Source organism: Pseudomonas sp. WS 5146, assembly GCF_012985495.1.
Taxonomy (GTDB): Bacteria; Pseudomonadota; Gammaproteobacteria; order Pseudomonadales; family Pseudomonadaceae; genus Aquipseudomonas; species Aquipseudomonas edaphica.
The window spans coordinates 636,876-660,439 of sequence record NZ_JAAQWL010000001.1 but is presented as its reverse complement, the minus strand read 5'-3'; the positions used below and the strand labels follow the sequence as shown (position 1 = coordinate 660,439).

Below are 23,564 nucleotides of genomic sequence, written 5' to 3'. Positions count from 1 at the left end.
AACTACAGGAAGTGCTGAACCCTCCTACGATGTGAGCAGAGACTGCCTGAGGGTCTTTAACACCTGGGGTTTTTAGAATGGCGGACTTGATCCCGCATGAATTCTGAACTCAGGAGAGACCTTTATGACGGTTGCTTACGGCATCTATTCGATGATCCGCCAGGCTGCGCAAACCTTGCCGGCGCAGACCTCGCCTGTAGTAGAAACACCAACGGCTGCAAAGCCCGTGGCGCCAGAGACTGCATACGCAAGCGTTCGCGAGCTGGGCGAACAAATGGCTCGGCCGCACGGGCTTACGTCGGTTGATCTGGTGAACTTCCTGCAAGAGCGTATCCGCACGCTGGACCCTCAACTGTGCTCCGTCATCGAACTCAACCCTGAGGCACTCGAGGTCGCGTGCGAACTGGACCGTGAACGCGCCAGTGGCAAGGTGCGTGGCCCGTTGCATGGCGTACCCATTTTGCTCAAGGACACCATCGAAACGACTGGCATGCAAACCAGTGCAGGTGCGTTTGGTCTTGTGGGGGCGGCTGCCGGCAAGAATGCTGCTCTTGTCGATTACCTCATCCAGCAAGGGGTGGTGATCCTGGGTAAAACCAACATGAGCGAACTGGCTGGCTTTCGCGGTGGCCCCGATGGCTGGAGTAGCCGGGGAGGGCAAACCCTTAACCCTCACCGTGCGGGTGCCGACGTCGGTGGCTCCAGTTCGGGGTCTGCCGCAGCGATAGCGGCCGGGCTGGCACCCCTGGCGGTCGGTGCAGAAACCAATGGTTCGATCATCGTACCGGCGGCGCTCAATGGTGTGGTGGGGCTCAAACCCAGCGTTGGCTTGTTGGATCGCAACGGGATTATTCCCGCCAGCCGCCGACAAGACACACCCGGCCCCATGGCTCGTTCGGTGTATGACGTTGCGTTGATGCTCAATGCCATGTCCGGCAGTGACCCTGGCGATCCCGAAAGCCTGGGCGCCCCTCAAGGCATCGACTACACCAAACTGCTGGTGCCAGGCGCCTTGAAGGGCAAGCGTATCGGTTATCCCGCGACCTTTACGTTCAACGGTGAAAGTTTGCCGGTGGACAACAGCCCGCAATTTAGCAAGACACTGCAAGTACTTCGTGAGCAAGGCGCTACGTTGTTACCGATCAACCTGCGGCTGGCAGATGCTTCACGCTACGACGAACTGTTGCTCTCGGATGTAAGGGAAGAACTGAATGCCTACTTGGCCAAGCGTCCGGGCCTGCCGGTCACATCATTGGCCGAGTTGATAACATTCAATGAAACCCGTGATGGTACTGAGACGGATCACCAATCTGTACTCAAGAAGGTCAACGCAGCCACTCTCACACCGCAGCAACGCAAAACGCTGTGGGACGCGCTTATCCAGGATTTTCGCAGCAGCGTGGATGACCCGATCAAGGAGAAAAACCTGCATGCCATAGTGTCGGACTACGATACCAACAGTTACTTCGGGGTTGCCGCAGCAGGTTACCCAGGGGTCACCGTACCTTCTGGGACGAGTGAGGACGGCCTGCCTACCAGTGCCTACTTCTTCGGTACTCGCTGGTCGGAACCCACCTTGCTGGCAGTGGCTTATGGGTACGAGCAGGCGGCCCAAGCCGGTGTAAAACCCGAGCTTTAAATGACGCGCTGCGTGCTGCAAATCTCGCGTATTACACTCAAAGCCATGGAGAGCAAGCATGGCCTACAAAATACACATTATCGGCGCTGCAGGTGCCGGTACCTCGACCTTGGGCCAGGCTCTGGCCAAACGCTTGGGCGTCGCCTATTTCGACTCTGACTATTTCTACTGGCAACAAACGTCAGAGCCTTTCACGGTCGCCCGGCCCAAGGATGAACGCATCCGCCTGTTGCAGGAACAGAGTGCCGGCCTTGAGGGCTGGGTACTGTCCGGCTCACTGTGCGGTTGGGGCGATGCGATGATCCCGCAGTTCACCCATGTAGTCTTCCTGCGGTTGGACCCACATGTGCGCCTGCACCGCTTGCAACTGCGCGAAGTGCAACGCTACGGCGAACAGATCCTGGAGGGCGGCAGCCGCCACGCCAACAGCATCGCATTCCTGGCCTGGGCCGCCCGTTACGACGGCGGCAACCACAGCCTACGCAGCCTGCGTCGGCATGAAAGCTGGTTGAAACCGCTGACCTGCCCGGTGCTTCGGTTGGACTCTACGCACCATTCGGCTGAGGCGTTGGTGAGTCATTTGATGCCGCTGCTGAGCCCATCAACCGCGAGATGAGGCCAGGTGCCGCGAGCTCGGCAGGGGCGGCTGCAAACTTGCGTGCGCTCATCCCCCAGCCCGGGGCAAACCCTGGAAAAAACACCAGGCCTTCAGCCTCCAGCCGGAACGCGAGGGCTAACCGAGCTTCATCCTCCACCTCACCCAGGCTTTCAAAACGCTGAACCACCTCCACCGCCAGCCCGGCCTGGCGGGCCAGGTCTTCACGGCTCCAGCCCAGCATCACACGGGCCTGTGCGCTGTGTTTGGCGGTGAATTGGTGCAGGACGATCTGCTGTTCTACGAAAGAGCTCATTGCCAGAGAGGACATGGGGTTTCTCCAGGTTCGACGGGGGAAGGCAAACTATACTGTGTTTTTGTACAGTTGTTTGCGCCGTTCATCAACTGGATTTTTTATCGGGGGTTCACTTGCCCTATCCAGAAGGACAGTGGACGTTGCAAAGCTCGCACGCCGATAGCAAGATCTGCGGACCGATTGAGCTGACGAGAGAACGACGCTATGTCTATTTCCGAAAGTGATTGGAAGAAATTCAAAGGCTTGAGGGCATTGGCCCTTGATCGGTTTTGCCTCGGTGTCCTGGCGGATGCCAGGACTATCAGTGAGCACGGTGCCTTGTCCGCTCACGCCCGGTACGGAATGCTGTATGGCGTGATTCATGCCCGCAACAAGGATATGGCCGATATGTTCGACTATTACAGTCGCTCATCAACCTATCCGTGCTTGGCATTGATGGTGCACCATGACCTGTTGACCGACGCCGAGTTGGCAATACTCAGCGAAGAAACGCTTGATGCCATCAGCTATGCCGTCAGGCAGCCTTATGAACTTGAGTGGGTTGAGGAGCAATTGCCCGGCGAGTAAATAGGGCACACTTGGCGTTGATCACTTTGCGCAGGAACACAGTGTGCTGACATTTAATTGCTCACAAGCCGGCAGCGACTTTTTCAGCCGTATTCACAAGGGTAAGAAAATTACCCCAGTTGAAAAACCACCGATACCGAGCGCCGAGGGTCTTGCGCTGCACACAGACCCTAACCAGTGGCTGGTCCATGCGGCAATAGTTAAGCGTAAGCATGTGCTGGTGGCGACGCATTTGAAGACGCGCTATAGCATGCTGTTCTTCGATATGAAAAAGGCCGATGACGCGGGTTTTGTGAAGACATTTGCCCATCGCTGGATCGATGGCGTGATGAATGTAGCGCTGAAGTGTGGCGTGCTGGACATACTCTCGCCGTCCGTTTGTGATCCGCTGCTGAGCGGCTTGGGGAGCACTTATTGCTTGTACCAGCGCAGCGACCGCAGCAGCCAGGGCCAAATCAATGAAATCCTGCGCGTGTTTAAATGGGACGCTGAAGGTTTCGACTTTGTGAAGCAGCCGTGGAGTGCGAGACGCTATGACGAAGCCATCAATCGTACACCCAGAACCATTCCCGGGATAAAGGGCTATGGTTGGCCAGAGGAAGAAATGCTGATTCACTGGCTGACAGCATTTGGCGGGATAGACGCGGCCACCGCCCGAGCTGCACGCGAACAATACCGGCAAGCTCAGCGATCACGCGCCCTTGCCTAATGCTCCTGCATTCCCGGTGCCTCACGAATGATCAAGTGGTCCAGGTTCTCGATATTGGCGCTGAACACCCCGAATGTCTGCTCGGGGTTCTTCTTGCTCGGCACCTGTTTGAGCTCCGGCGTCACCCCGTAAAAGAAGCAATACAAGGCCCGTTCGCTACTCGCTGCCGCCTTGATCTGCTCCAGGAATGCGGTGCGCTTGCGGTAGTTTTCGATGAGTTTTTTACTCAGGTAGACGTTCACCGAGTAGGGCTTTTTGTCGAGCCACACCTTTTTTTCGAAGTCGATGCGAAAGCTGCTGGTGTAATCCTTGATCGCTTTGATCTTGCCCCAGTAGATCAGGCCTTTATTGTCTTGCAGGTATTCGATTTTCTTGAAGAACGTCCAGTAATTCGCGGAGTGTTCGCCAACCTTCAGCGGCATGGACTTGAGCTTGTCCTTGTCGTCGATATTCGACACATAGCACTCGACCGGGTGTGCGAAGACGCTGGTTTTGTCCGGGGTTGTGTCGCTGCTGATGTGGGATGAACGGGTACTTGTCGAAGGCGCCTTCGCCGAATCTTGTGGGGCTCTTCCCTCGCTGCCGACAAGCGCAGTGTTGCGCGGGTACTGACGCCGGGTCAGTACAAATTCCGATGGGAAATTGTCTTCGCGCTCGTCGTCACTTTCACCGGTTGCCGTCTTATGCGTGCTGGCATAGCGGCAGCCGTCGATATGCCGGGTGCTGGTCTTGTTCTTGAAATGCGGCGTGCGCTGATAATTGACGTTTTTCGCGTTGAACGTGCTCAGCGTATTGCCCGTTTCGAATGCTGCGCGGCATTCATCGTTGGGGCACAGGAAGCTGTCCTTATCGGAGTCGAAGTCGGCGGTTTCGTCGAAATTCAGGTCTCGAACGTCGTAGATCGACAGCTTGTCGTCGAGACTCAGGCTGTAGGCCGTGTCGAATTTCATGGGGCTCGGGTCCGTGAGATGAATGGCTGGATACTACGCAAATACCAGACATTACGGAGAGCAAAATGTGGGAGCTGGCTTGCCAGCTCCCACCTTAGATAAGCGGTGTGCCAGCTACACGGCGGCCGCTCAAGAAACACAAAGTGCCGCCCATCGCAGTCAGTGCACCCAACGCATAGAACATGCTGGTCGGCGCAGCGTTGATCAGCAAATAGCCGCAAATAACCGGGCTCATCGCTCCGCCAAACGCCGCCAGGTTTTGTGCGCCGTAATAACTGCCGCGCAATGCGTCGGGGGCGATGGTGTCGATAAACAGGAATTCCGACGGGTAAATGATCATCTCGCCCAGGGTAAACACGAACATCGCCAGGCACCACGTGAGCAGACTGTGAGCCTGGCTGAAACCGACCAGCCCGGCTATGAACAGCAACGTGCCCAGCACGATCCAGTAACGCAACTGTTCGCGCTTGAGAAACCGGCCAATCTGGTACTGCATCACAATCACCGTAATGGCGTTGCAGGCCAGCACTGCCGACAGAATCTTCAGCGCCTCGGCGGGTTTGTAGGCCACCAGCAAAAACTGCGACAGATACAGGGTGTAGCGCCCGTGGACAATGGTGCTCAACAGGCTGCCACTGGTGAACAGGATCAGCGTGCGGTCGCTGCGCAACGTGCGCAGCGTGCTGAGGAAGCTCAAGGGTTTGTGGCTGTCATCGCGCTGGGTCGGTGGGATGCCGATCATCAGGAACAGGCTGCCAAACGCAATGGCGCTGGCGATCAAGAACGGCGCCAGTTGCATATGCCCGGCAATCACTACACCGATCATCGGCCCAGTGGCGTAGCCAACATTGGTCAGGGTGTAACGCAGGGAAAACACCTTGGCGCGATCACCCACCGGCAGGTTCTCGCTGATGATGGCTTTGGAGCCGATCAGGAACAGCGCCGAGGCGGCTTCGGTAATGACCAGGGTCAGGGTGGTGAGATAGAGGTTGCTGGCGAACGTCAGCAATAGAAAACCGATGGAGCTGGAGAGCATGGCCAGGATCAGCAGCTTGCGCTTTTCCAGGCGGTCGATGATGTAGCCGCCATACAGGCCCAGCAACGTGGCGATAAACACGGCAATGCCCATCAACAGGCCGATGTCCTGCTGGTTGAGGCCCAGTCGGGTACTCAAGAGCAAGGCCAGCAATGGGCTGGTCATGGCGCGGCTGACCACGATGGTCACCGAGCAGATCATCAGGCGGCGAATTACCAGGGAATAGGTGGCCACGGTGGGGGCGAGCGTCCTTGTTATTGCTTCAAGACAACACAGATCTACGGTGAAAACAGCTCAACAGTGAACACAGAGCCAATGTGAATACAGAGTTAATGTGGGAGCTGGCTTGCCTGCGATAGCGGTGGGTCAGCTTGAATATTTCTTACTGGCCCACCGCTATCGCAGGCAAGCCAGCTCCCACATTCTAGATCGTGTATTTACTGGCCCGCATTGATGGAGATTTTTTCCACCGCACCCTGCTCCAGATCCCACTTCTTGAGGATCTTGCCGTAGGTGCCATCCTCAATCATGCCCTGCAGCGCCTCACTGATCGCCGTCACCAGCTCAGTGTTGCTCTTCTCAATCCCCAGCCCCGTGAACTGCTTGGAAATCGCCAGGCCCACCGGCTTGTACTTACCCTTGTCCAGCGCCATCAGATAAGGAATGGTCTCGCTGCCCTGCATCGCCGCATCCAGACGGTTCTGCTGCAACTGCGCGCGCGCATCTGCCGAGCCTTCGGTGCCGATCACCACAATGGCTGGCTTACCGGCCGCTTCGCAGTTTTCTTTGCTCCATGCGGCAATCTCCGACGGCCAGGTGGTACGGCGGCTGGTGCCGACTTTTTTACCGCACAGGTCAGTCAATGCCTGAAGGTCTTCACGCTTGGCCAGGGTGTACAGCTGCGGGCCACTGGTGAAGTAGTCGATGAAGGTCACGGCCTTTTGGCGTTCGGCGGTGTCGCTCATGCCCGACAGCACAATGTCGACGCGCTTGGTGGTCAGGCCGCTGAGCATCTGCTCGAAGCCGGTTTCCTGCCATTTGATCTTCACACCCAGGCGCTCAGCCAGGGCATTGCCCAGGTCAAAGTCCAGGCCGGTGAGTTTATTGGTGGCGGTGTCCTTGAAATCCATCGGCGGGTAGTTCGGCACGATGGCCGCGCTGATCTCGCCTTTTTCCTTGATTGCTGCCGGCAATGCCGCCAATACACAGGTGGAGGCCATCAGGCCTGCGAGCAACGTGGGGATAAACAATTTTTTCATGGGGGCGTTCTCGTTAGTTTTTTAGTTAAGTGCGAACGGCAGAAATAAAGCTTTGGGTACGCGGGTTTTGTGGGCTTATTAGAATTTCTTCGGGGCTGCCGGCTTCCACAATCTGGCCAGCATCCATAAACACCATGCGGTTGGAGACTTCGCGGGCGAAGCCCAACTCATGGGTGACCACGATCATGGTCATGCCGGTGGTGGCCAAATCACGCATCACCGACAGCACTTCTCCCACAAGCTCCGGGTCGAGGGCTGACGTGGGTTCGTCGAATAACATCAACTTGGGGCGCATCGCCAAGGCGCGAGCAATAGCCACACGTTGTTGCTGACCGCCGGACAATTCCACCGGGTATGCATTGCGCTTGTCCGCCAGACCCACGCGGGCCAGCAACTCCAGCGCATCTTCGATGGCTTCCTTGGGCGAGCGCTTGAGCACCTGCACCGGGCCTTCGATGATGTTCTGCAACACGGTCATATGCGGGAACAAATTGAAACGCTGGAACACCATGCCGGTGGCCAGGCGCTGGCGGGCAATCTGCGATTCATTCATCTCATGCAGCTTGTTGCCGACCACCCGGTAGCCGACCAGCTCGCCGTCGACCCACAGGCCGCCCTTGTCGATTTTTTCCAGCTGGTTGACGCAACGCAGCAGCGTACTTTTACCCGAGCCGGACGGGCCGATGATGCACATCACTTCGCCTTGCTCGACCTCAATATTGATGTCGCGCAGCGCGTGATACTGGTCGTAATACTTGTTCAGGTTGACGGCCTTGACGATGCTTCTCATGGGGCAAATCTCCTCAACCCAAACTTACGAACGCTTGCCGGCGCCGCGGGCAAAACGACGCTCGAGGCGGCTCTGACCAAATGAAAGAACAGTCACCACCGCCAGGTACCAGATGCCGGCCACAATCAGCAGCTCCATGACCCGCGCGTTGGCGTAGTAGATGTTTTGCGCGTTGTGCAGCAGCTCCGAGTACTGGATCACGCTGGCCAGGCTGGTCATTTTCACCATGCTGATGAACTCGTTGCCTACCGGTGGAATGATTACGCGCATGGCCTGCGGCAGAATCACCCTACGCAGTGCTTGCAGGCTCGGCATACCGATAGACTTGGCCGCTTCATATTGGCCAGTGTCGACCGACAGTAAGCCGGCGCGCACCACTTCGGCGGTGTAGGCGCCCTGGTTGATGCTGAGGCCGAGCAGGGCGGCCACGAACGGCGTCATCAGGTCGACGGTGTCGATGCTGAACAGGCCGGGAATCGCGATCACCGGGAAAATCAGCGCCAGGTTGAACCACAGCAGCAGCTGCAAAATCAGCGGCGTACCGCGGAACAGCCAGGTGTAAGTGATGGCCACATAACGCAGGATCGGGTTGGCCGACATGCGCATGATCGCTGTGATCACCCCGATCACCACACCCAGCGCCATCGCCAAAATCGACATGACAATGGTATTCACCAGCCCCCAGAGGATGGCCTCAGACGTGAGGAACTGGCCGATGTAGGACCATTCGATCTGGCCATTGGCAAATGCGCGCAGTAGCGCGGCCAATGCGATCACGATCAACGTGGCAAAAAACATCCGCCCGTAATACCGCCGCGGCACATGCTCGTACTGCGTAATATCGAACTGGTTCTCGGACAACTTGCGCTCGGCTTCCAAGCGCTCCGCCGGGGTTTGGTTCATGGTGCTACTCCAAAAAATATAGGTGTTGCACGATCGTTCCCACGCTCTGCGTGGGAATGCATCCCGTGACGCTCCGCGTCACCATTGCGCAGAATTGGAGCCATGTAACGGGACGCGGAGCGTCCTGGGCGGCATTCCCACGCAGAGCGTGGGAACGATCAGATTCGGAATCCGGTGTAACTCTCAGCCCATTTTTGCTGAGCCGCCAACGCCAGCTTCAACCGCCCAATCTGCTCCCGCACCCGCTCCGGCGCCGTGCCACCCCACCCACTGCGCGCCGCAATCGCGGCCTCCAGGGTCAGGCACTCACGTACTTCAGGCAGCAACCTCGCATCCACCTGCGCCAACATCGCCGGCGAGGCTTCCCACAACTCAATCTCATGCTGCTCACAGGCTTGCACCAACGCGCCGGTAATCTCATGCGCCTCTTTAAACGGCACGCCACGGGTAGCCAGCCAATCCGCCACCTCAGTTGCCAAGGTGAAACCCATCGGCGCTTGCCTGCGCAGCTCCTCCACCTGCACCTTCATGGTCGCCACCATCCCGGCCATCGCCGGCAGTACCAGCAGCAAGGTGTCGACGCTGTCCAACACGCTGTGCTTGTCTTCACTCAAATCGCGGTTGTACGACAGCGGCAACGACTTGAGCGTCGACATCAACCCGGTCAGGTTGCCAATCAAACGCCCAGCCTTGCCCCGCGCCAGTTCGGCAATGTCCGGGTTCTTTTTCTGCGGCATGATCGAGCTGCCGGTGGCGTAGGCATCGTCCAGCACCACCCAGCGAAACTGGCGCGACGACCACAGGCAAAACTCCTCCGACAGCCGCGAAATATTCACCCCGAGCATGCCCGCCACAAACAGAAACTCCGCCACATGGTCACGGCTGGCGACAGCATCAATGGAGTTTTCGCATGGCCCGGTGTAACCCATTTCCTTGGCCGAATGCTCCGGCTGGCGCGCAATTGCGGAACCGGCCATCGCCGCCGCACCCAACGGCGACAACGCCGTACGCGCATCCCAATCCACCAACCGTTGCACATCACGCAACATCGACTGGGCGTGGGCCAACAAGTGATGGGCAAACACAATCGGTTGCGCCTGCTGCAAATGGGTGAACCCTGGGCAAATGCTTTCGATGTGTTGCTCGGCCTGCGCCACCAACGCCTGCTGCAAACTCAACACCTCGGTGGTGATGGTGCGCGCATGGTCGCGCAGGAAAAGGCGCAGGTCATTGGCGGTCTGATCGTTACGCGAACGCCCGGCGCGCAACTTGCCGCCCAAGGCGCCCAGGCGCTCGGTCAATACGCGTTCGATAAAGGTGTGTACGTCCTCGTCGTCCAGGGTCGGATGCAGGCGCCCGGCGGCGAAATCGTCACCGATACGGTCCAGGGCCTCAAGGGTACGCAAGGTCTCCGACTCATCCAGCAAACCGGCGCGCTGCAACTCACGGGCATGGGCACGCGAACCGGCCAGGTCGTAGGGCGTCAGGCGGAAATAGCGCTCAGGGCAACGCGACAACGCGGCCAAAGCAGCAGACGGGCCGGTCTTGAAACGAGCGCCCCAAAGGCGATCGGTGGGCTGGGACATCGGTATTCCTCACGCTTGTTTTTAGAAGAGTCGGAGGCAGTAAAAATAAGATTTCAACTAGACTGAACCAGCGTCTGACGCGCCGTATTCAAGGTTGCCAAGGGCGGATGTTTATGTTCATTATCGCCGCCTGGCTATGTTCAAGGATTGGGTTGAAGCCTGTTGAATATGGCACTTGAGGTCAACGCGTATTATGGAAACCCCACTTTCCACTTCTGGAAACATGCCGCCAAAACCCGGCACACGACCGCCGCTGCAACTGAGCGGGCTGGACTTCAAACTGCTGCGCGTGTTCATGGCCGTGGTCGAAGCCGGCGGCTTCAGTGCCGCGCAAAACGAGCTGAACGTGGGCCTGGCGGCCATCAGCAAACAGATCTCCGACCTTGAAATTCGCATCGGCATGCGCTTGTGTACGCGGGGCCGCGAAGGGTTCGGCCTGACCGAAGAAGGCAAGTTGGTGTATCAAGCATCCATCGAGCTATTTACCTCGGTGGACAGTTTTCGCGACAAGCTTAGTTCGGCGCAAAACGAGCTTATTGGTGACCTTAGTGTCGGTGTAATTGATAACACCGTGTCCGACGTTAATTCGCCGCTAATTACCGCGCTGGGGAAATTACACAGCGAATCGCCAAAAATTAGATTGCGCCTACATGCCTCGCAACTCGACGAAGTTGAACGCGGCGTGGTGGAGGGGCGGCTGATCGTCGGTATCGTGCCGGTGTACCAGCGCCGTGAAGAATTCGACTACTTCCCCCTCTACGAAGAAAAAGCCCACGCTTACTGCGCCGTAGGACACCCGCTGTTCAACGCGAGTGACATCACCCCAGACGTGCTGCGCCAATACGAAGTGGTCAACCACCGGTACGCGATCCATCGCGACAAAGCCAACTTCGTCACCTACGACAGTCAGTCTGCCTCGGCCTCACAGGTGGAAGCCGTCGCCATCCTGATCCTCACCGGGCGCTTCCTGGGCTTTTTGCCGGAACACTACGCCGCGCCATTGATAAGGGACGGGCGCCTGCGCGCACTGTGCCCGGAACAGGTTCACCTGAGCACCGCGTTCAACCTGATCCTGCGCCACAACGCGCCGAGAAGCCCGATGGTGAAAGCCTTTGCAACAGCGCTGGGCGTGGACCTGAAGACGCCGGCCTAAGCCTCAACAATGTTCAAATGTGGGAGCTCTCGAGCCCCAGCGAGACAGCGAACGGATCGACTCGGTCAACCTGCCAAACCCATTTACCTGCGTCACCTCTCAGTAAGCCATTAACGTTTTTGGCGCGAAGAGTGGATTTTTTATAAAATTCAAATGCTCTTTGGTGTTTTCGTGAATGCAGGGTATTACCAGCGGTTCGACCCGTAACGAAATGTATATCCCGTTGACATATCCAGGCTGTGGTGTAGCGTTGCGATATTAAACGATCACTAGAGGTAGGCCATCATGGACCAAGGTTCTGTATTCCAAAGCAACCGCAGCCAAGCGGTACGTTTGCCAAAAGCTGCTGCCATGCCGGACGATGTAAAGCGCGTAGATGTCATCTCTATCGGAAGAGCCAGAATCATCACCCCAGCCGGTGAGTCATGGGACAGCTGGTTTGATGGCGAGGGGGTCACGCCTGACTTCATGACCGACCGCGAGCAACCAGCGGAACAAGAGCGGGAATCTTTTTAATGCTCAAGTTCATGCTAGATACCAACATTTGCATCTTCACCATCAAAAACAAACCCCAACAGGTGCGTGAAACCTTCAAAAGGCACCATGGCCAACTGGGTATTAGTACAGTGACCCTGATGGAGTTGATTTACGGTGCTGAAAAATCAGCTAACCCGGAGCGAAACCTCGCCGACGTAGAAGGGTTTGCTGCGCGCCTGGAGGTTTTAAAATACGACCAAGACGCCGCGATACATACTGGGCAGCTTCGCGCAGAGCTGGCTAGAGCGGGTACTCCGATAGGTCCCTATGACCAGATGATCGCCGGGCATGCCCGTTCGCAGGGTCTGATTTTGGTCACGAATAATCGACGCGAGTTCGACCGCGTGCCAGGATTGCGGGTAGAAGATTGGGTGTGAGCTGACCTCTTGGCACCCATGCTAAGTGCGTCCAGCCTGACGCCGATCAACCTGTGGGAGCTCTCGAGCCCCAGCGAGGCAGCGATAGGATCGCCTCGGTCCACCCGCCGACCCCACCCACCCGCATCACCGCTGCAACTTGGCGCGCTTCTTCTTCGAATGAAAATGCCGAAAATGCGCATCCTGCGCCGCCGCCAACAACTCCCGATCCCCACGCGTATCGCCCCAGGCCCTTAGCCGATACTCGCCCAAATCCCCATACACCGCCTCAAGCCGCAGCACCTTGTTCTCACAACGGCAATTATTCCCCGTGAGCTTGCCCGTCAACACGCCGTCGACCACCTCAAGCTCAGTGCCAATCAATTTGATCCCCAGCCGATTCGCAAACGGCTGCAACACCAACGCCGGCGACGCCGAACACAGCGTCACCACCGCCCCGGACTTCACCTCATCTTCCACCGACTGCAAGCCCTTGGGGCGCATCAACTTGGTCCAATAACGCTGGCAATACGCCTCAGCCTGCTGCTGCACCCACGCCTTCTCCACGCCCGTCATAAAGGTGCGGATCAACTGCGCCTTCAACTCATCCCGGCTGATTTGCTGCAGCAAAAAACGCAGCCCAGGCACGGCGAGTTTGACCATCCGGCCATAGAACTCGCCGGGGCCGAAGGCGAATTTGAGGAAGGGCACGAAACTGTCGTGGTGGGTGAGGGTGCCGTCGAAGTCAAAGACGGAGAGTACTTTGGCGTCGATGGGGCCGGCTTCGAGCATGTCTGGGTTCACGGGTTGGCCTCGGTCCTATCTAGTGTTTTTTGAGCGTTCATCAGGTGTGACCACTGGAGTTTACTCCCGTGCCAATCTTCCGACTTTGGAGTAAAGCCCCTCAGTGAAAGCCTCCCGGTCACTCGACCGGTGACAACGCTGATGGCAATTGGGGCACAAGGCTACAGCATTGGTCGTGCGATCCGAACCCTTCTGGGCGAGGTGCTTGACGTGATGTACTTCAAGAAATGGCTGGCCATCAACTCCAGCGAAAGGTGCTGGCAAGTCGCAACCTTCGCAGATCCCATTCGCAAACTGTAGAACCAGCTTTCGTACATGCTCTGCGCGTGCGTAAGAAAGACTGACAGTAAACAACTGCCGTGGATTCAGAATGCCTTGTGGCTCGATTACAAGGAAAGGCTTCGAAAAAGTCGGGCGCTCGCCGGGCAGTGGCTTATCTACGGCTGCCAGACCAAGCTCAGCGTGCAGGCCAGGTTTTGTTGCTAGCACCTTGCGAATACGCTCACTCACTCCGGCACCGATGTTTTTCGCAGGCATATAGCCAGTGATACGTTGCAAACCCAGCTGTTCAAATACCGCAGAGATATTCTGCATGCGATATTCAATTGACGAAGCGCTGCGCAGGTTGAGTGGCCCCTCTCGCAGTAACCGGTTCTCATCTGATTTTTTAAAGGCTTGACCACTTCGTTCAAGGGTCCACATTTTCAGATAGGCATCGACGGACGCTTCAAGCTCCTGATCGCTCCATCCGGTATTACTTTTTTTCGTATCCATACAGCCGCCGAGGGTAGAAAACCCTCGGACGATACTGAGTAGCCATTATTGCGTCTACGAAATTTCCTACGAGTCGGTGGGACTTGCCGTTCGTTTGCGTCAGTACATTCGCTGCTTTATTCGGAAAACTTGGGTGAGCTTTCGCCACCATGGAGTCTTTATGGTCTCCCTCCGGTACGTCCGGTTAACCAGTAGATACGGCATATCCCGAAGCCTTATCCAGCCTTCATCTTGCCAATGCAACAGGTTCAACGACATCTCCGGCCAATCCAACATGCTCAACAACGGTCGTTCCACCGTTCGTGGCTGACGCTCGTCCCTCAACATTGGAACCACTTCATGAGTGAGCCAACTACGCAGCAGGCGGTTTCCGGGTGTGTAGTGATAGACCAACAGCGCGTAAGCACCGGATTCGCTGATCATCAGCATTTCTTCGGGCTGACCGTGGAACAGCAGTTTTAGAGTTCTTCGTTGGTCTTCATCGAGCTTGCGAGTCGTGCGCTCGTCTAAGAACCACCCCATCAAACGTCCAAGGTCACGCGCACAGAACCACGCTTGGTTTTCTAGAAGGAGGGCATGTAATTGAAGATTATGACGAGTAAAAACTAAGGCGATTGAAAGCTCGGATGTGAGCATACCTTCAGCGTTAGGCAAGTTGAGTAGATATTGGCTAGACACTTCCTATGACCTCTACGTGATTTACAGAAGGGTGGGAACCCAACGTAGAGAGCGGGTTTTAAAAAACTCCAACTTGCTTGGCCTCGATACAGTATTCATTCCGCATGATTAGCCATGCGATTTTTTGACTGTGTGAGTGAGGCTAGCAGCTACGTTGGGCGTTTCTTAGGCACCGGTAGACGAGACTATTCAGCATCGAAATTCGTATCAACCTTTCTATGGATGATTTTGGTGTAAGACGGCTCCTATACAGATCAAGGGGGCATAAAAAAGCCCTGAATAATTCAGGGCTTCTTAATGTTGCTTGGCTTAGGAATCAATCCCAGCTCAACGCGCCGCCGGTTTGATACTCGATCACGCGGGTTTCGAAGAAATTCTTCTCTTTCTTCAAGTCCATGATCTCACTCATCCACGGGAACGGGTTGGTGGTGCCTGGATACTCTTCTTTCAAGCCAATCTGCGACAGACGACGGTTAGCAATAAACTTCAGATAATCCTCCATCATCGCCGCATTCATCCCCAACACCCCACGCGGCATGGTATCTCGCGCATATTCAATCTCCAGCTGCGTCCCCTGCAAAATCATCTGGGTCGCTTCTTCCTTCATTTCAGCATCCCACAAGTGCGGGTTTTCGATTTTGATCTGGTTGATCACATCAATACCGAAGTTCAGGTGCATCGACTCGTCGCGCAGGATGTACTGGAACTGTTCGGCCACGCCGGTCATTTTGTTGCGGCGGCCCATGGACAAAATCTGGGTGAAGCCGCAGTAGAAGAAGATGCCTTCCAGGACGCAGTAGTAGGCGACCAGGTTGCGCAGCAGTTCTTTGTCGGTTTCGACGGTGCCGGTTTCGAACTTCGGATCGGAGATCGAACGGGTGTATTTGAGGCCCCAGGCGGCTTTTTTAGCGACCGATGGAATCTCGTGGTACATGTTGAAGATCTCGCCTTCATCCATGGCCAGGGATTCGATGCAGTACTGGTAGGCGTGGGTGTGGATCGCTTCTTCGAAGGCCTGGCGCAGGATGTACTGGCGGCACTCCGGGTTGGTGATCAGGCGGTACACGGCCAGTACCAGGTTGTTGGCAACCAGGGAGTCGGCGGTGGAGAAGAAGCCCAAGTTGCGCATGACGATGCGGCGTTCGTCGTCGGTGAGGCCTTCGGGGTTTTTCCACAGGGCGATGTCGGCGGTCATGTTGACCTCTTGCGGCATCCAGTGGTTGGCGCAGCCGTCGAGGTACTTCTGCCAGGCCCAGTCGTACTTGAAGGGTACGAGTTGGTTGAGGTCTGCGCGGCAGTTGATCATGCGCTTTTCGTCAACGGCGACGCGGGCGGCGGAGCCTTCGAGTTCGGCGAGGCCTTCGGCGACGTCGAGTTTGTCCAGGGCGGCCTTGGCGCGCACGATGGCGGCGGAGTCATTGGCGGTGACGGCGCGGGCTTCGATGGCGGCGGCAGCGCCGGCACCGTCGAGGCGGTCCATGTTGGCTTCGGTGGCGTGGCCGGCGTTGGCGCCTTTGGCGGCTACTTCGCCTTCTTCTTCTTTGTCGAATTCGTCCCAGCTCAGCATGACGTGTCGTCTCCTGCGTGAGGGCTCAAAGGTGCCCGTGTGAAACCGGATGGTTGGGTGTTCACACGGCCCAGAGGCCGCGGTGGATCTTAAGGAATCGTTTGTTGCAACAGCTCGCGCAGGCAATTAAACGGAATAGGGTTACGGGTTCTGCTTGAGGCTTGAGGTGCGCAGCGACAGGTGCGTGCTTGCGCGAAGGCCTCAGGTCTGGCTCTTCATCCCGGTGTAAAGGGATATTGCAGGCCCGATTTACCCGCGCATTATAGGGAAAAAATCGGCTTTGTGTTGCGGCCGATGGTCACGATGGAGGGCCAAAATGCTGTGGTTTTCGGCCAGAGCGTGTGTTTGCAAGGCTTTGCTGGGGTAGGAATTTTTTGACGGGCGGTGGGATAGTTTTTGTAGGGCCAGAGAGGGGGAGTGGTGGAGGGCTGTATGGGGTGTGTTTGGCTGGGATCGCCATCGCAGGCAAGCCAGCTCCCACATTGGGTGGGCGGTGGGCCAGAGGGCGGTTCTTGGCCGCAAGAACGATTTCTTGCGGCGACCAAGATCCGGGTTTAAATCTTACTGAAAAAGTTATTACCCGTTAGAGCAACCATTGCCCATCACTTGATAATTAAGAATATGACGCTGACCTTGCGAGTCTTCATATTCCATTTGTACCGGTACAACGTTGCAGACATCAGGGATGTTGCTCATGGACAATACTTTGGCCACATCCAAGTGTGTGCTGTAGGTGTAATCTTCAACAATCGGGGCGTTCTGGCCGGCCAGCTCGGTCGGGGCCTCATCGGCCAGGGCGGCGGTGGCGCACAAGCTGCTGAGGGCCATAACTACGAGAGCTTTCATTACTGTATTTACCTTCTTCAGGGCGAAAGGGGTCACGGGGCCCTTATGAGGCCGCGTGTGTAACTTAAGAGTTGGGAAGTTCGGATTAACGTTGCCTTCGTGGGGGCTGTTACGGTGTTAATCACGTTGCCTTGTTGGCGGAGTTGATTTTAGGCCTGTGGGTTTTATTCATATACCCGTGCTTTTGATAAACACTATTGGCGGTTTTTGTAACAATCCCGTGGTAAAGGTTTTTTCATCAGGCGCCAAAGCCGCGCAGGCCGTGGGCCAGAGCCCTGAAAGGGCATAGCAGGGCATTTTGTAGGGGCTTGTTACTACCATCGTCGAATGGTTCTATGGGGGCGCCCCGGCTACAACAGGGCATACAAAAACAACTATTGTCACCGAGGTAAGAAAGATGAGTGCGGCTTCCCTGTACCCCGTTCGCCCCGAAGTAGCAGCCAACACGCTGACCGACGAGGCGACCTACAAGGCCATGTACCAGCAGTCGGTGGTCAACCCCGATGGCTTCTGGCGCGAGCAAGCCAAGCGCCTTGACTGGGTCAAGCCTTTCACTGCGGTCAAGCAGACCTCTTTCGACGACCACCATGTCGACATCAAATGGTTTGCCGACGGCACCCTCAACGTTTCCTACAACTGCCTGGACCGCCACCTCGCCGAGCGTGGTGATCAGGCTGCGATCATCTGGGAGGGCGATGACCCTTCCGAAAGCCGCACCATCACCTACCGCGAGCTGCATGAAGAAGTCTGCAAGTTCGCCAACGCCCTGCGCGGCCAGGATGTGCATCGCGGCGACGTGGTGACTATCTATATGCCGATGATCCCCGAAGCCGTGGTCGCCATGTTGGCCTGTACCCGCATCGGTGCGATTCACTCCGTGGTGTTTGGCGGTTTTTCACCGGAAGCCCTGGCCGGTCGCATTATCGACTGTAAGTCGAAGGTGGTGATCACCGCCGACGAAGGCATTCGCGCCGGTAAGAAAATTCCGCTGAAGGCCAACGTCGACGACGCGCTGACCAACCCGGAAACCAGCAGCATCCAGAAAGTCATCGTGTGCAAGCGTACCAATGGCAACATCAAGTGGAACCAGCATCGCGACATTTGGTACGAAGATTTGATGAAAGTGGCGGGCACTGTGTGTGCGCCTAAGGAGATGGGCGCCGAAGAAGCGCTGTTCATCCTTTATACCTCGGGTTCCACCGGCAAGCCTAAAGGCGTGCAGCACACCACTGGCGGCTACTTGTTGTACGCAGCCCTGACTCACGAGCGTGTGTTCGACTACCGCCCAGGCGAAATCTATTGGTGCACCGCCGACGTCGGCTGGGTCACCGGCCACACCTATATCGTCTACGGCCCGTTGGCCAATGGCGCGACCACGCTGTTGTTTGAAGGTGTGCCGAACTACCCGGATATCACGCGGGTCGGCAAGATCGTCGACAAGCACAAGGTCAATATCCTCTACACCGCGCCGACCGCGATCCGCGCGATGATGGCCTCGGGCACTGCTGCCTGCGAAGGTGTGGATGGCAGCAGCCTGCGTCTGCTCGGGTCGGTGGGTGAGCCGATCAACCCGGAAGCCTGGGATTGGTACTACAAGAATGTCGGCCAATCCCGTTGCCCGATTGTCGATACCTGGTGGCAGACCGAAACCGGCGCCACCTTGATGAGCCCGCTGCCGGGTGCCCACGCGCTCAAGCCGGGTTCGGCGGCGCGCCCGTTCTTTGGTGTGGTGCCGGCGCTGGTGGACAACCTCGGTAACATCATCGAGGGCGCTGCCGAAGGCAACCTGGTGATCCTCGATTCATGGCCGGGCCAGGCGCGCACGCTGTATGGCGACCATGACCGTTTTGTCGACACTTACTTCAAGACCTTCCGTGGCATGTACTTCACCGGCGACGGTGCGCGCCGCGATGAAGACGGCTACTGGTGGATCACCGGGCGGGTGGACGACGTGTTGAACGTCTCCGGCCACCGTATGGGCACCGCCGAGATTGAAAGCGCTATGGTTGCGCACCCGAAAGTTGCTGAAGCGGCGGTGGTGGGTGTACCGCATGACATCAAGGGGCAGGGCATCTATGTGTATGTCACGCTCAAGAATGGCGAAGAACCTAACGAAGCGCTGCGCCTGGAACTGAAAAACTGGGTGCGCAAAGAGATCGGACCGATTGCCTCGCCGGATGTGATCCAGTGGGCGCCGGGCTTGCCGAAGACGCGTTCGGGGAAAATCATGCGCCGGATTCTGCGCAAGATTGCTACGGCTGAGTATGACGGGTTGGGGGATATCTCCACCCTGGCTGACCCAGGTGTGGTGGCGCATTTGATTGAGACGCACAAGACCATGAACGTCGCGTAAGGCGGGCTGGGTAGGATAAAGCCCCATTCGGCGTGAGCCGGGTGGGGCTTTTTTGTGGGGTTTGATTTCGATAGCACTGGCGAAACCGGATCACTGTGGGAGCTGGCTTGCCCGCGATGAGGGCGTATCAGGCACAGGTGGGTTAGCTGACAGGCCGCTATCGCAGGCAAGCCAGCTCCCACATTTGGAATGTGTTTCATGGCCGGAGTCTGATCGTTCCCACGCTCCGCGTCTGCTCTTGAGGCGTGACGCAGAGCGTCACAGGATGCATCCCCACGCGGAGCGTGGGAACGATCTGTGTGTAGGCCAATAAATATCGGTTTCTTTCGTAGGAGGTTTCTGAATGTTACCGTCCAGCCTAAATGTGTAACCCCACGCCCAATCCTGAGGCAATGTGCTACGCCTGCGCCCCGAAAACCCGCGTTTTAGACACCCTCAGAAATAAGATTAAACGCCAGACTTGCCGTGCTAGAAGGGTTTGCGAATAATAGGCCCGCAATTTGCAGCATCAACAGGTTTAATATCTTTTGTCTCTGCATAAAATCCAGAGGCTGTCAATGTGCTGGAACCGCTTTCTCAGTGCTTCTGTAAATTGTTGTCGCATTGAGGAAATATCGGCTTCCGGCCTGTCGTTAGAATGCCGATCACTCGCTCGTCGTCTCCTGTATCAATTCAGGGTAGGACGCAGCACCGCTATTCGGTTTCACTTAAGTCGCATCGTGGGCCACGGCTCATTCTGCTTTTTGCCCTATACCGATGGAGTCCCAAGATGAAGAAACTTGTGCTGTTGGGCGCCCTGGCGCTGTCCGTGCTGTCCATGCAGGCCTTCGCTGATGAAAAGCCCCTGAAGATTGGTATCGAAGCGGCTTACCCTCCGTTTGCCTCGAAGGCGCCGGATGGCAGCATCGTTGGTTTTGACTACGACATCGGTAACGCGCTGTGCGCAGAGATGAAGGTCAAGTGCGTATGGGTCGAGCAGGAATTCGACGGCCTGATCCCTGCGCTCAAAGTGCGCAAGATCGATGCGATCCTGTCGTCCATGTCCATCACTGAAGACCGCAAGAAGTCTGTGGATTTCACCAACCGCTACTACCTGAGCCCAGCGCAGCTGGTGATGAAGGAAGGCACCACTGTCAGCGACAGCCTGGATGAACTCAAAGGCAAGAAAATCGGCGTGCAACGCGGTTCGATCCACGATCGTTTCGCCAAGGAAGTCCTGGCCCCTAAAGGTGTCACGGTTGTGCCTTACAGCTCGCAGAACGAAATCTACCTGGACGTGGAAGCCGGTCGCCTTGACGGCACCGTGGCCGACGCCACCCTGCTGCAAGACGGTTTCCTGAAAACCCCTGCCGGTAAAGGCTACGCGTTCGTGGGCCCACAGTTCACCGACGCCAAGTACTTCGGTGACGGCATCGGTATCGCTGTGCGTAAAGGCGACAAGGCCGAGCTGGACAAGATCAACGCTGCGATTGCCGCGATCCGTGCCAACGGCGAATACAAGAAAATCCAGGACAAGTACTTCGACTTCGATATTTACGGCGCTGACCCTAAGTAACTCGTCGCAGCTGTCTGTCCTAAATGGCGCAAGCAACAGAAGATTCTGAAGTTTGCGCCATTTTTTCATCCCCCTTTTCGAGGACCTGAATCATGTTGAACGGCTACGGGGCTGTCATCCTCGATGGCGCATGGTTGACGCTTCAGCTCGCCTTGTCGTCCATGGCCTTGGCCATTGTTCTGGGTCTGATCGGGGTCGCGTTACGCCTGTCGCCGGTGCGCTGGTTGGCTTGGCTGGGTGACTTGTACTCCACGGTGATCCGCGGGATCCCCGACCTGGTGCTGATTCTGCTGATTTTCTACGGCGGCCAGGACTTGTTAAACCGCGTCGCGCCGATGCTTGGCTATGACGACTATATCGACTTGAACCCCTTGGCCGCCGGTATTGGCACCCTGGGTTTCATCTTTGGCGCCTACCTCTCGGAAACCTTCCGTGGCGCCTTCATGGCCATCCCCAAGGGCCAGGCCGAGGCCGGCCTTGCGTATGGCATGAGCAGTTTCCAGGTGTTTTTCCGGGTGATGGTGCCGCAGATGATTCGGCTGGCGATCCCCGGTTTCACCAACAACTGGCTGGTACTCACCAAGGCCACCGCGCTGATCTCGGTGGTGGGCCTGCAAGACATGATGTTCAAGGCCAAACAGGCGGCAGACGCCACCCGTGAGCCTTTTACCTTCTTCCTCGCAGTGGCGGCGATGTACCTGGTGATCACCAGCGTGTCGTTGCTGGCCCTGCGTTATCTTGAGAAGCGCTACTCGGTAGGCGTAAGGGCGGCTGATCTATGATCTTCGACTACAACGTCATCTGGGAAGCCATGCCGCTGTACCTTGGCGGCCTGGCAACCACCCTGAAACTGCTGGCCATTTCGCTGTTCTTCGGCCTGCTCGCCGCCTTGCCCCTGGGCTTGATGCGCGTGTCCAAGCAGCCGGTCATCAACGGTGCGGCCTGGCTCTACACCTACGTGATCCGCGGCACGCCGATGCTGGTGCAGCTGTTTTTGATCTACTACGGCCTGGCGCAATTCGAAGCCGTGCGCGAAAGCTTCCTGTGGCCGCTGCTGTCGAGCGCCACGTTCTGCGCGTGCCTGGCGTTTGCGATCAACACCAGCGCCTACACCGCCGAAATCATCGCCGGTAGCCTCAAGGCCACGCCGAATGGGGAGATCGAGGCGGCCAAGGCCATGGGCATGTCGCGCTACAAGCTGTACCGCCGCATCCTGCTGCCGTCGGCCTTGCGCCGCGCGCTGCCGCAGTACAGCAACGAAGTGATCATGATGCTGCAGACCACCAGTCTGGCGTCCATCGTCACCTTGATCGACATCACCGGTGCTGCACGCACCGTGAACGCCCAGTATTACTTGCCGTTCGAAGCCTATATCACCGCCGGCGTGTTCTACCTGTGCCTGACCTTTATCCTGGTGCGCCTGTTCAAGTTGGCCGAGCGCCGCTGGCTGAGCTACCTGGCTCCACGGAAGCATTGATATGGAACGTATCGATCACCTGTTGCCCTGGGGCCACCTGGGTTGTGAGCGTCAGCTGAGCGTATTTCGCTTCGGCAGTGGCGAGCGCAAGGCCTATATCCAGGCCAGCCTGCACGCCGACGAATTGCCGGGGATGCGCGCCGCGTGGGAGCTGAAAAAGCGCCTCACTGAACTGGAACAGCAAGGCGCCCTCAACGGGGTGATCGAGCTGGTGCCGGTGGCCAACCCGATGGGCCTGGGCCAATTGCTGCAAGGCAGCCACCAGGGGCGTTTCGAAGTCGGCAGCGGCAAGAATTTCAACCGTGATTTCGTCGAGCTGAGCGCGCCGGTTGCCGAGTTGCTCAAGGGCAAGCTGGGCGATGACCCGCACGCGAATGTGCGCATGATCCGCCAGGCGATGACCGACGCACTCAATGCATTGCCCGCGCCGAGCAGCCAGCTGCAAGGCATGCAGCGCATCTTGCTGAGCCACGCCTGCACCGCCGATATCGTCCTGGACCTGCATTGCGACGCCGAAGCCGCGTTGCACATGTATGCGTTGCCCCAGCACTGGCCGCAGTGGCGCTCGTTGTCGGCGCACCTGGGTGTGAAAGTCGGCCTGCTGGCGGAAGACTCGGGCGGCAGTTCGTTTGATGAAGCCTGCTCGCTGCCGTGGTTGCGTCTGTCACAGGCGTTCCCCGAGGCACAGGTTCCGCTGGCGTGCCTGGCGACTACCCTGGAATTGGGCGGCCAGGCCGACACCGGCCGTGATGAAGCGATTTTCCACGCCGAAGGCATCCTCGCGTTCCTCGCCGAGCAAGGCTTGATCACCGGCCAATGGCCGGCGCCGCAATACGACGCGTGCGAAGGCTTGCCCTTCGAAGGCACCGAGTTGCTGTTTGCGCCCCATGCCGGGGTGATCAGTTACCTGCGTAAAGCCGGTGATCGGGTAGAAGCGGGCGATGAGATTTTTGAAGTGATTGACCCTCTGACCGACCGCGTCAGCATTGTTTGCGCGGGGACGTCCGGGGTGTTGTTTGCCGTTGAACGGCTACGTTATGCCCAAGCGGGTTTCTGGCTGGCCAAGGTGGCGGGGCGCGAAGCGCTGCGCCACGGGCGCTTGCTCAACGACTGA

At 57.4% G+C, this 23,564-nt stretch carries 24 protein-coding genes; 12 read left to right on the top strand and 12 right to left on the bottom strand.

The window, feature by feature from the left end:
• Window positions 1-124: 124 nt before the first annotated feature.
• Both HBO41_RS02950 and HBO41_RS02945 read left to right on the top strand, forming a co-directional pair.
• On the top strand, window positions 125-1,639 hold the full coding sequence (locus HBO41_RS02950; RefSeq protein ID WP_169985069.1) for an amidase family protein: 1,515 nt from the start codon (window positions 125-127) through the stop codon (window positions 1,637-1,639).
• Between the two features lie 58 nt (window positions 1,640-1,697).
• A complete protein-coding gene (locus HBO41_RS02945) occupies window positions 1,698-2,255 on the top strand; it encodes an AAA family ATPase (RefSeq protein ID WP_099550481.1) in 558 nt (185 codons plus the stop codon).
• Here the strand turns inward: HBO41_RS02945 and HBO41_RS02940 are convergent.
• Window positions 2,185-2,565: a hypothetical protein gene (locus tag HBO41_RS02940; RefSeq protein WP_017137866.1), complete on the bottom strand. Its 381-nt coding sequence runs from the start codon at window positions 2,563-2,565 to the stop codon at window positions 2,185-2,187. The genes HBO41_RS02945 and HBO41_RS02940 overlap by 71 nt on opposite strands.
• 189 nt (window positions 2,566-2,754) lie before the next feature.
• Here HBO41_RS02940 and HBO41_RS02935 point away from each other — a divergent pair, with 189 nt between their 5' ends.
• On the top strand, window positions 2,755-3,117 hold the full coding sequence (locus HBO41_RS02935) for a hypothetical protein (RefSeq protein ID WP_017137865.1): 363 nt from the start codon (window positions 2,755-2,757) through the stop codon (window positions 3,115-3,117).
• Window positions 3,118-3,160: 43 nt separating this feature from the next.
• On the top strand, window positions 3,161-3,826 hold the full coding sequence (locus HBO41_RS02930) for a DUF6933 domain-containing protein (protein WP_099550482.1): 666 nt from the start codon (window positions 3,161-3,163) through the stop codon (window positions 3,824-3,826).
• Here the strand turns inward: HBO41_RS02930 and HBO41_RS02925 are convergent.
• The 6 genes from HBO41_RS02925 to argH form a co-directional block, all read right to left on the bottom strand.
• Window positions 3,823-4,776: a hypothetical protein gene (locus HBO41_RS02925; protein ID WP_169985067.1), complete on the bottom strand. Its 954-nt coding sequence runs from the start codon at window positions 4,774-4,776 to the stop codon at window positions 3,823-3,825. The genes HBO41_RS02930 and HBO41_RS02925 overlap by 4 nt on opposite strands.
• Window positions 4,777-4,870: 94 nt before the next feature.
• On the bottom strand, window positions 4,871-6,046 hold the full coding sequence (locus HBO41_RS02920) for an MFS transporter (RefSeq protein WP_058422241.1): 1,176 nt from the start codon (window positions 6,044-6,046) through the stop codon (window positions 4,871-4,873).
• A gap of 203 nt (window positions 6,047-6,249) precedes the next feature.
• Window positions 6,250-7,071 carry an ABC transporter substrate-binding protein gene (locus tag HBO41_RS02915; protein WP_169985065.1) on the bottom strand — a complete coding sequence of 274 codons (822 nt, stop codon included), beginning with the start codon at window positions 7,069-7,071 and terminating at the stop codon, window positions 6,250-6,252.
• Window positions 7,072-7,096: 25 nt separating this feature from the next.
• The gene (locus HBO41_RS02910) at window positions 7,097-7,861 is read right to left on the bottom strand and encodes an amino acid ABC transporter ATP-binding protein (RefSeq protein WP_017134648.1); all 765 of its coding nucleotides are present in this window, start codon (window positions 7,859-7,861) and stop codon (window positions 7,097-7,099) included.
• Window positions 7,862-7,885: 24 nt separating this feature from the next.
• Complete coding sequence (locus HBO41_RS02905) at window positions 7,886-8,764, bottom strand: amino acid ABC transporter permease (protein WP_017134649.1); 879 nt, start codon at window positions 8,762-8,764, stop codon at window positions 7,886-7,888.
• Between the two features lie 158 nt (window positions 8,765-8,922).
• Window positions 8,923-10,350, bottom strand: coding sequence for an argininosuccinate lyase (gene argH, locus HBO41_RS02900; protein ID WP_169985063.1), 1,428 nt, complete (start codon window positions 10,348-10,350; stop codon window positions 8,923-8,925).
• Window positions 10,351-10,543: 193 nt separating this feature from the next.
• Between argH and HBO41_RS02895 the strand changes: the two genes are divergently transcribed.
• The 3 genes from HBO41_RS02895 (at window position 10,544) to vapC (ending at window position 12,417) form a co-directional block, all read left to right on the top strand.
• Window positions 10,544-11,503 carry a LysR family transcriptional regulator gene (locus HBO41_RS02895; RefSeq protein ID WP_169985061.1) on the top strand — a complete coding sequence of 320 codons (960 nt, stop codon included), beginning with the start codon at window positions 10,544-10,546 and terminating at the stop codon, window positions 11,501-11,503.
• 285 nt (window positions 11,504-11,788) lie between these two features.
• On the top strand, window positions 11,789-12,019 hold the full coding sequence (gene vapB / locus HBO41_RS02890) for a type II toxin-antitoxin system VapB family antitoxin (RefSeq protein WP_017134652.1): 231 nt from the start codon (window positions 11,789-11,791) through the stop codon (window positions 12,017-12,019).
• On the top strand, window positions 12,019-12,417 hold the full coding sequence (gene vapC / locus HBO41_RS02885; protein WP_017134653.1) for a tRNA(fMet)-specific endonuclease VapC: 399 nt from the start codon (window positions 12,019-12,021) through the stop codon (window positions 12,415-12,417). The genes vapB and vapC overlap by 1 nt, the downstream gene beginning before the upstream one ends.
• A 126-nt stretch (window positions 12,418-12,543) precedes the next feature.
• Here the strand turns inward: vapC and HBO41_RS02880 are convergent, their stop codons facing one another.
• The 5 genes from HBO41_RS02880 to HBO41_RS02860 form a co-directional block, all read right to left on the bottom strand.
• Window positions 12,544-13,188 (bottom strand): HAD-IB family hydrolase, encoded by a 645-nt coding sequence (locus HBO41_RS02880; protein WP_099550488.1) that lies wholly within the window; start codon window positions 13,186-13,188, stop codon window positions 12,544-12,546.
• Window positions 13,189-13,260: 72 nt separating this feature from the next.
• Complete coding sequence (locus tag HBO41_RS02875) at window positions 13,261-13,974, bottom strand: HNH endonuclease signature motif containing protein (protein WP_080593723.1); 714 nt, start codon at window positions 13,972-13,974, stop codon at window positions 13,261-13,263.
• Window positions 13,975-14,073: 99 nt separating this feature from the next.
• Window positions 14,074-14,610, bottom strand: a complete 537-nt coding sequence (locus HBO41_RS02870) for a Bro-N domain-containing protein (protein WP_017134656.1) — start codon at window positions 14,608-14,610, stop codon at window positions 14,074-14,076.
• Window positions 14,611-14,968: 358 nt separating this feature from the next.
• Window positions 14,969-16,219 carry a ribonucleotide-diphosphate reductase subunit beta gene (locus HBO41_RS02865; protein ID WP_017134657.1) on the bottom strand — a complete coding sequence of 417 codons (1,251 nt, stop codon included), beginning with the start codon at window positions 16,217-16,219 and terminating at the stop codon, window positions 14,969-14,971.
• A gap of 576 nt (window positions 16,220-16,795) precedes the next feature.
• The gene (locus HBO41_RS02860) at window positions 16,796-17,065 is read right to left on the bottom strand and encodes a DUF2790 domain-containing protein (RefSeq protein ID WP_017138434.1); all 270 of its coding nucleotides are present in this window, start codon (window positions 17,063-17,065) and stop codon (window positions 16,796-16,798) included.
• A 397-nt stretch (window positions 17,066-17,462) separates the two neighbouring features.
• Here HBO41_RS02860 and acs point away from each other — a divergent pair, with 397 nt between their 5' ends.
• From acs to HBO41_RS02835, 5 genes are all read left to right on the top strand, one after another.
• Window positions 17,463-19,418, top strand: coding sequence for an acetate--CoA ligase (gene acs / locus HBO41_RS02855; RefSeq protein WP_056861684.1), 1,956 nt, complete (start codon window positions 17,463-17,465; stop codon window positions 19,416-19,418).
• Window positions 19,419-20,187: 769 nt separating this feature from the next.
• A complete protein-coding gene (locus tag HBO41_RS02850; RefSeq protein WP_017138432.1) occupies window positions 20,188-20,973 on the top strand; it encodes an ABC transporter substrate-binding protein in 786 nt (261 codons plus the stop codon).
• Window positions 20,974-21,065: 92 nt separating this feature from the next.
• On the top strand, window positions 21,066-21,755 hold the full coding sequence (locus HBO41_RS02845; RefSeq protein ID WP_017138431.1) for an ABC transporter permease: 690 nt from the start codon (window positions 21,066-21,068) through the stop codon (window positions 21,753-21,755).
• Entirely contained in the window at window positions 21,752-22,450 is a 699-nt protein-coding gene (locus HBO41_RS02840; protein ID WP_058422264.1) for an ABC transporter permease, read from the top strand. Before HBO41_RS02845 ends, HBO41_RS02840 begins: the two co-directional genes overlap by 4 nt.
• A gap of 1 nt (window position 22,451) precedes the next feature.
• Window positions 22,452-23,564: a succinylglutamate desuccinylase/aspartoacylase family protein gene (locus HBO41_RS02835; RefSeq protein ID WP_099548199.1), complete on the top strand. Its 1,113-nt coding sequence runs from the start codon at window positions 22,452-22,454 to the stop codon at window positions 23,562-23,564.

What these genes read in the sequence shown, in the direction of transcription:
- vapB (WP_017134652.1), top strand. Translation starts at nt 11,789, where the DNA reads ATGGACCAAGGTTCTGTATTCCAAAGCAACCGCAGCCAAGCGGTACGT.
- HBO41_RS02935 (WP_017137865.1), top strand. Translation starts at nt 2,755, where the DNA reads ATGTCTATTTCCGAAAGTGATTGGAAGAAATTCAAAGGCTTGAGGGCA.
- HBO41_RS02865 (WP_017134657.1), bottom strand. Translation starts at nt 16,219, where the DNA reads ATGCTGAGCTGGGACGAATTCGACAAAGAAGAAGAAGGCGAAGTAGCC.
- HBO41_RS02895 (WP_169985061.1), top strand. Translation starts at nt 10,544, where the DNA reads ATGGAAACCCCACTTTCCACTTCTGGAAACATGCCGCCAAAACCCGGC.
- HBO41_RS02860 (WP_017138434.1), bottom strand. Translation starts at nt 17,065, where the DNA reads ATGAAAGCTCTCGTAGTTATGGCCCTCAGCAGCTTGTGCGCCACCGCC.
- HBO41_RS02875 (WP_080593723.1), bottom strand. Translation starts at nt 13,974, where the DNA reads ATGGATACGAAAAAAAGTAATACCGGATGGAGCGATCAGGAGCTTGAA.
- HBO41_RS02915 (WP_169985065.1), bottom strand. Translation starts at nt 7,071, where the DNA reads ATGAAAAAATTGTTTATCCCCACGTTGCTCGCAGGCCTGATGGCCTCC.
- HBO41_RS02945 (WP_099550481.1), top strand. Translation starts at nt 1,698, where the DNA reads ATGGCCTACAAAATACACATTATCGGCGCTGCAGGTGCCGGTACCTCG.
- HBO41_RS02880 (WP_099550488.1), bottom strand. Translation starts at nt 13,188, where the DNA reads ATGCTCGAAGCCGGCCCCATCGACGCCAAAGTACTCTCCGTCTTTGAC.
- HBO41_RS02870 (WP_017134656.1), bottom strand. Translation starts at nt 14,610, where the DNA reads ATGCTCACATCCGAGCTTTCAATCGCCTTAGTTTTTACTCGTCATAAT.
- vapC (WP_017134653.1), top strand. Translation starts at nt 12,019, where the DNA reads ATGCTCAAGTTCATGCTAGATACCAACATTTGCATCTTCACCATCAAA.
- HBO41_RS02925 (WP_169985067.1), bottom strand. Translation starts at nt 4,776, where the DNA reads ATGAAATTCGACACGGCCTACAGCCTGAGTCTCGACGACAAGCTGTCG.
- HBO41_RS02940 (WP_017137866.1), bottom strand. Translation starts at nt 2,565, where the DNA reads ATGTCCTCTCTGGCAATGAGCTCTTTCGTAGAACAGCAGATCGTCCTG.
- HBO41_RS02840 (WP_058422264.1), top strand. Translation starts at nt 21,752, where the DNA reads ATGATCTTCGACTACAACGTCATCTGGGAAGCCATGCCGCTGTACCTT.
- HBO41_RS02850 (WP_017138432.1), top strand. Translation starts at nt 20,188, where the DNA reads ATGAAGAAACTTGTGCTGTTGGGCGCCCTGGCGCTGTCCGTGCTGTCC.
- HBO41_RS02910 (WP_017134648.1), bottom strand. Translation starts at nt 7,861, where the DNA reads ATGAGAAGCATCGTCAAGGCCGTCAACCTGAACAAGTATTACGACCAG.
- HBO41_RS02845 (WP_017138431.1), top strand. Translation starts at nt 21,066, where the DNA reads ATGTTGAACGGCTACGGGGCTGTCATCCTCGATGGCGCATGGTTGACG.
- HBO41_RS02905 (WP_017134649.1), bottom strand. Translation starts at nt 8,764, where the DNA reads ATGAACCAAACCCCGGCGGAGCGCTTGGAAGCCGAGCGCAAGTTGTCC.
- HBO41_RS02835 (WP_099548199.1), top strand. Translation starts at nt 22,452, where the DNA reads ATGGAACGTATCGATCACCTGTTGCCCTGGGGCCACCTGGGTTGTGAG.
- acs (WP_056861684.1), top strand. Translation starts at nt 17,463, where the DNA reads ATGAGTGCGGCTTCCCTGTACCCCGTTCGCCCCGAAGTAGCAGCCAAC.
- HBO41_RS02950 (WP_169985069.1), top strand. Translation starts at nt 125, where the DNA reads ATGACGGTTGCTTACGGCATCTATTCGATGATCCGCCAGGCTGCGCAA.
- argH (WP_169985063.1), bottom strand. Translation starts at nt 10,350, where the DNA reads ATGTCCCAGCCCACCGATCGCCTTTGGGGCGCTCGTTTCAAGACCGGC.